This window comes from Erwinia sp. B116 (assembly GCF_002865965.1).
Lineage (GTDB): Bacteria > Pseudomonadota > Gammaproteobacteria > Enterobacterales > Enterobacteriaceae > Erwinia.
In genome coordinates this window covers 40,769-47,338 of the sequence record NZ_JRZZ01000014.1, presented here as the reverse complement: position 1 = coordinate 47,338, position 6,570 = coordinate 40,769, and the positions used below count along the sequence as shown (strand labels likewise).

At 62.4% G+C, this 6,570-nt stretch carries 5 protein-coding genes; 2 read left to right on the top strand and 3 right to left on the bottom strand.

Annotated elements, in window-relative coordinates:
* Positions 1-727, top strand: a 727-nt coding sequence (locus NV64_RS11860) for an iron-containing alcohol dehydrogenase (protein WP_146005482.1), incomplete at its 5' end; no start/stop codon positions are given.
* An 89-nt stretch (positions 728-816) separates the two neighbouring features.
* The gene (gene dkgA, locus NV64_RS11855; protein WP_056231472.1) at positions 817-1,641 is read left to right on the top strand and encodes a 2,5-didehydrogluconate reductase DkgA; all 825 of its coding nucleotides are present in this window, start codon (positions 817-819) and stop codon (positions 1,639-1,641) included.
* Between the two features lie 173 nt (positions 1,642-1,814).
* On the opposite strand, the gene ftsP is transcribed toward dkgA, so the two are convergent.
* The 3 genes from ftsP to parC form a co-directional block, all read right to left on the bottom strand.
* On the bottom strand, positions 1,815-3,230 hold the full coding sequence (gene ftsP, locus NV64_RS11850; protein ID WP_056231471.1) for a cell division protein FtsP: 1,416 nt from the start codon (positions 3,228-3,230) through the stop codon (positions 1,815-1,817).
* A gap of 107 nt (positions 3,231-3,337) precedes the next feature.
* On the bottom strand, positions 3,338-4,075 hold the full coding sequence (locus NV64_RS11845) for a 1-acylglycerol-3-phosphate O-acyltransferase (RefSeq protein WP_056232309.1): 738 nt from the start codon (positions 4,073-4,075) through the stop codon (positions 3,338-3,340).
* Positions 4,076-4,182: 107 nt separating this feature from the next.
* On the bottom strand, positions 4,183-6,453 hold the full coding sequence (gene parC, locus NV64_RS11840) for a DNA topoisomerase IV subunit A (RefSeq protein ID WP_056231468.1): 2,271 nt from the start codon (positions 6,451-6,453) through the stop codon (positions 4,183-4,185).
* Between the last annotated feature and the right edge of the window lie 117 nt (positions 6,454-6,570).

Sequence of the window (6,570 nt, the reverse complement as noted above, 5' to 3'; positions counted from 1 at the left end):
CAACCGCAGCGCGGTGATCACCCGCCGCGCTACCCAGGATAAGCAGTCGTTCCGCAACAACCTGCTCTATCCGCGCTTTGCCATCCTCGACCCGGAATACACTTACAGCCTGCCGCCGGTGCAGATTGCCAACGGCGTGGTCGACGCCTTTGTGCACATCGTCGAGCAGTATCTGACGTATCCGGTCGACGCACGGGTGCAGGATCGCTTTGCGGAAGGCCTGCTGCTGACGCTGCTGGAAGAGGGGCCGCGTGCGCTGGCCGAGCCGGAGAACTACGCCGTGCGCGCCAATATTATGTGGACGGCAACGCTGGCGCTCAACGGGCTGATCGCCGCCGGCGTGCCGCAGGACTGGGCTACCCATATGCTCGGCCACGAGCTGACCGCGTTGCACGGCATCGACCACGCGCAGACGCTGGCCATCGTGCTGCCGTCGCTGCTGAACATCCAGCGCGAAGGCAAGCGTGAGAAGCTGCTGCAGTTTGCTTCGCGCATCTGGGGGCTGGAGGACGGCGACGAGCAGCAGCGCATCGACGGCGCGATCGCCGCCACCCGCGACTTCTTCGAACGGATGGGCCTCGCCACGCGCATGGCGGACTACCAGCTTGACGGCTCGTCAATCCCGCAGCTGCTGTTGAAACTGGAGCAGAAAGGGCTGACGGCGCTGGGCGAGCGCCAGGACATTACGCTGGCGGTCAGCAGACAGATCTACCTCGACGCACGCTAATCCCCGCCGGTTTTTGCCTTTTCGGCTAGACTTACCGCTATTGACCGGTGCCGATGCGCCGGTTTTTCCGCTATCGCTAAGGAGACTGTATGGCAGAGCAACCGATCATTAAACTGCACGACGGCAACCACATTCCCCAGCTTGGGCTGGGCGTGTGGCAGGCCAGCATTGATGAAGCGCGCCAGGCGGCCGTCGCCGCGCTGCAGGTGGGCTACCGTTCGATTGATACCGCCGCCATCTATAAAAATGAGGAGGGTATCGGCCAGGCGCTGCAGGAGACCGACGTGGCGCGCGACGACATCTTTGTCACTACCAAACTGTGGAACGATGACCAGCTCAACGCAGAACGGGCGCTGGAAACCAGCCTGAAAAAACTGCAGCTGCCGAGCGTCGATCTTTATCTGATGCACTGGCCCTGCCCGCAAAAGGATAGCTACGTGCAGGCCTGGCAGCAGATGATCAGGCTGCAGGAGCAGGGGCTGACCAAAAGCATCGGCGTCTGTAACTTTAATGAACCGCACATGAAACGGCTGATCGAGGAGACCGGCGTCAGCCCGGTGGTTAACCAGATCGAGCTGCACCCGATGCTGCAGCAGCGCACGCTGCACGCGTGGAACGCGCTGCATCAGATCCAGACCGAGTCGTGGAGCCCGCTGGCACAGGGCGGCAAAGGCGTGTTTGAGCAGGAGGTGATCAAACGGCTGGCGCAGAAGTATGACAAAACCGCCGCGCAGATCGTCATCCGCTGGCACCTCGACAGCGGCCTGGTGGTGATCCCGAAATCGGTCACGCCGTCGCGCATCGCCGAGAACTTCGCCGTGTTCGACTTCCGTCTGGAAAAATCAGAGATGAGCGAAATTGCCGCGCTGGACAGCGGCAACCGGCTGGGGCCGGACCCGGAAGAGCTGAACTAAGCCGCTCCGGCTTAAAGAAAAAGGCGGGGCCGAAAACGGCTCCGCCTTTATCCTGAACAGTCCTGCCACCGCTAAATGGCCTGCGCCACTCATTAAGCGCCTGGCGCTGCCAGGGGTAAGCGACGGCTGATATCGCCTGCGATACGCTCACCTGCCCTGCGCCCGATAACGGTTTACAGCGTCTGCTGCACCACCATCTGCCCGGCGCTGCCGCGATCGGCCATCTCCAGCGTCTGACTGTAGTAGAGGAACGGGAAGTGTTCAGAGGAGGGCTGGGTAAAGGTGACAAACAGCTCCACGTCGCCGTCAATCCACACCGTATCTTTCCAGCCGCGATCTTCCGCCATCGGCTGCGCGCCGTTAACCCGTTTGATCAGGAACATCACCCCCTGAATATGGAACGCCTGCGGCGTATCGGCGTGCACCATCCAACGCTCAAAGCTGCCCTGCTGGGCCTGTACGTCAGTGCGGTTCACGTCCCACACCGCGCCGTTAATCCCGGCGGTATCATCCCCGAGGCGGAATTCACGGGTGCGGCTGACGCTGCCCTCAATCATCTGATCCGCCAGCAGCCGCATCGGCAGGTTGTCGGTGACCAGCGGCAGCAGCCCGGTGGGACGCAGGTTCAGGATCAGCGTGGAGGTCAGGATGCTCGACGGCTCGAAGAAGCCGCGCAGCCGATCCACCAGCCCGGCTGCTTCACCGGCGGTAATCGACACCTCATCGCCCTGCGACATATCCACCAGCACTTCACGCCGCTCGCCGGGGGCCAGCGACAGCTGCTGCACCGCCACCGGCGCGGGCAGGAAGCCCTGATCGCTGGCGATGACGTTAAATGGCCTGCCGTCGCTGATGCGCAGCTGATAACGGCGGGCGTTAGAAGCGTTGAGCAGGCGCAGGCGCACCCAGCCACGGGAGACCTCAACGTAAGGGTTCTGCGCACCGTTAACCAGCAGCGTATCGCCGACCAGCCCACCCGACGAGGGCGGGTCGTACTCCGGCGTGCCGAAGTTATCCAGTCGTTTATCCTGAATGATCAGCGGGAAATCATCGACGCCGTAGTGGTTAGGGATTGGTAAGGCCTTACTGACCTGATCTTCGACCAGCCACATGCCCGCCAGCCCGCTATAGACGTGCGGCGCCATATGGCCAGGGGTGTTGGCGTGATACCAGCAGGTGGCGGCGGCCTGGCGAATCGGGATCACCGGCGCCCAGTCCACGCCGGGCGACATCAGCCGCGCCGCGCCGCCCATCAGCGCGCCGGGCACCTGCAGGCCGCTGACGGTCATCGACACCGGCTCATTCAGCCGGTTGCTGTAGATGATCTTCACATCATCGCCGCTCCACACCCGCACCGTCGGGCCGAGATACAGCCCGTTAATGCCCCACACCTGCGCTTTGCTGCCACCGGTAAACGACCAGTGGCTGCGCTGCAGGGTCAGGAACAGCGGCTGCCCGCGCTTTGATTCAATCAGCGGCGGTACCGGCAACGGCGTGCCCTGCCCGGCGGCGCGGGCGCTTAACGGCAGCGCCGAGGCGGCGAGTGCCAGGCCGGAGGCCTGAATAAACTGACGACGACTGAAAGACATAACCACTCCGTTAGCCAAAAAACAGCCGCCGGAGCGGCCATAATCCATTTTCCCGATTTGCGCCCGGCGCGCCTGCGGCCGATAGCCTGCGTGAGGGCGCGCTGACCCTAGCGGGTGCCGGCCGCCTCGCGCGCGGCGACTTCGGCGTTAAGCTCGTCGAGCTTATCCGACATCAGCTCGCGGCAGTGGGTGGCCAGCTTGCGCACCGACTGACCTTCAAACGCCTTCACGTCCACCGGCGGCAGCATTTCGATAATCACCAGACCATTATTCAGCCGGTTAAATTTCACTTTATCGTGGGTGTTGGAGACCACCACCGGAATAATCGGCACCCCCGCCGCCACGGCGGCGTGGAAGGCACCGGTTTTAAACGGCAGCAGGCCGCGCCCGCGGCTGCGGGTGCCTTCCGGGAACATCCAGAAGGAGATCTTTTTCTTCTGAAACTGCGCCACCAGCTCACCAATGGTGCCGTGGGCGCTGGCGCGGTTTTCGCGGTCGATCAGCAGGTTGCCGGTCAGCCAGTAGAGCGGGCCAAACAGCGGCACCCACAGCAGGCTCTTCTTACCAACGGTGACGGTGGTCGGCTGCACGATACCGGCGGCGGTGACCATGTCAAAGTTGTTCTGGTGGTTACAGATGTAGATCGCATTGGGGAAATTTTCTGCACCCTGCGGTTTACGGTGTTCCACCTTCAGGCCCAGCACCGGTGCCAGGCGGGCAAACAGATGGCCAAAGGTCGCCACGTGACGCGGATTGCGCGGGCTGAACAGGCACCAGATCGAACCAAATACACACACCAGGATGGAGTAAATCACCACCACGATGATACGTAAAACAGACAGCATAATAACCTCATAATGGCTTGCGGACAGCATATTGCGGCGGGCCACGGCGGCAGGCACGTCGCGGATTAAATACCGGCTGGCGCTAACGTCAGCCGGCAATCACGGGGTTACTCTTCGCTGTCGTCTCGGGCGGGACGCGCCGGCCCGTCAACGTCCACGCGGTCAATACGCTGCAGGCCACGCGGCAGCAGGGTGCCACGGCGGCCGCGCTCGGCGCGGAACTTCTGCAGGTCAGCCGGCTTCAGCGTCAGCTTGCGCTTACCGACGTGCAGGGTGATGGCATTTTCCGGCGTCAGCAGCAGCAGCCAGGCCAGCCTGTCCTCACCGGAGGCCGCTTCCGCCGACGGGATTGAGACAATTTTGTTGCCCTTGCCTTTCGCCAGCTGCGGCAGATCGGCCACCGGGAACATCAGCATGCGGCCGGCGGCGGTGATTGCCAGCAGCAGCTCGTCGCCGTTAATCGCCTGCGGATTCATCACCCGCGCGTTTTGCGGCAGCGCCAGCAGCGCCTTACCGGCGCGGTTGCGCGATACCAGGTCGCTGAAGGTACAGACGAAGCCGTAGCCGGCATCCGAGGCCATCAGCAGCTTCTGCTCGTCTGGCGCCATCAGCACCTGCTCCATCACCGCACCCGGTGGCGGCGTCAGCTTGCCGGTCAGCGGCTCGCCCTGGCCGCGCGCGGACGGCAGCGTAACCGCGTCCAGCGCGTAGCTGCGGCCGGTGGAGTCGATAAACACCACCGGCTGATTGCTCTTGCCGCGCGCGGCGGCAAGGAAGGTGTCGCCGGCCTTATAGCTGAGGCCGGTCGGGTCGATATCGTGGCCCTTGGCGCTGCGCACCCAGCCCATCTGTGACAGCACGATGGTTACCGGCTCTGACGGTACCAGCTCGGTTTCGCTGATCGCTTTCGCCTCTTCGCGCTCGCGCAGCGGAGAACGGCGATCGTCACCGTAGGCGTCGCTGTCGGCCTGCAGCTCTTTCTTCAGCAGCGTGTTCATCTTACGGTCGGAGCCGAGTACGCCCAGCAGGTAATCACGCTCTTTTTCCAGCTCGGCCTGCTCGCCGCGGATCTTCATCTCTTCCAGCTTCGCCAGGTGGCGCAGTTTCAGCTCGAGGATTGCTTCCGCCTGAGTTTCCGACAGTTCGAAGCGCGACATCAGTACCGGCTTCGGTTCGTCCTCACTGCGGATGATATGGATCACCTCGTCGATATTGAGGAATGCCTTCAGCAAGCCTTCCAGGATATGCAGACGCTTCTCAACCTTCTCCAGCCGGTAGTTGAGGCGGCGGCGCACCGTATCACGGCGATAGACCAGCCACTCGCTGAGGATCTCCAGCAGGTTTTTCACTGCCGGACGGTTATCCAGCCCGATCATATTCAGGTTGATGCGGTAGCTGCGCTCCAGGTCAGTGGTGGCAAACAGGTGGTTCATCACCTGATCCATATCGACGCGGTTAGAACGCGGCACGATCACCAGGCGGGTCGGGTTTTCGTGGTTGGATTCGTCGCGCAGGTCTTCGACCATCGGCAGCTTTTTGTTGCGCATCTGCGCCGCGATCTGCTCCAGCACGCGCGCGCCGGAGACCTGGTGCGGCAGCGCGGTGATCACCACGTCGCCATCCTCACGCTTCCACACCGCGCGCATGCGCACCGATCCGCGCCCGCTCTGGTAAATTTTGCGGATTTCGCTGCGCGGGGTAATGATTTCAGCTTCGGTCGGGTAGTCCGGCCCCTGCACGATATCCAGCAGCTCATCCAGCGTGGTTTTCGGGCTGTCGATCAGGGCCATCGCCGCTTTGGCCACTTCGCGCAGGTTGTGCGGTGGGATATCGGTGGCCATGCCGACCGCGATACCGGTGGTGCCGTTCAGCAGAATATTCGGCAGCCGCGCCGGCAGCATCTTCGGCTCCTGCATGGTGCCGTCGAAGTTTGGAATATAGTCAACCGTGCCCTGCCCCAGCTCGCCAAGCAGCACTTCGGCGTATTTCGACAGGCGTGACTCGGTATAACGCATGGCGGCGAAGGATTTCGGGTCATCCGGCGCACCCCAGTTGCCCTGACCGTCTACCAGCGGGTAGCGGTAGGAGAACGGCTGCGCCATCAGCACCATCGCTTCGTAGCAGGCGCTGTCGCCGTGCGGGTGATATTTACCCAGCACGTCACCGACGGTACGCGCCGACTTCTTAAATTTTGCGCTGTTGTTCAGCCCCAGCTCAGACATGGCATAGACGATGCGGCGCTGAACCGGCTTGAGGCCATCGCCAATATAGGGAAGCGCCCTGTCCATGATCACGTACATGGAGTAGTTGAGATAGGCGTTTTCCGTAAATTTATGCAGGGCAAGGCGCTCTGCGCCGTCCTGCGTCAAGTCGCTCATGTATCTGTTTTCCTCACATCCGGGCGTTAGTGCTTACAGCGGGTTGCGTGCCACACAAGCCTTGTTTGGCGAGGATAGTACCTTATTCGCCGGGGCTCTGCACCGATAACCGCCGGG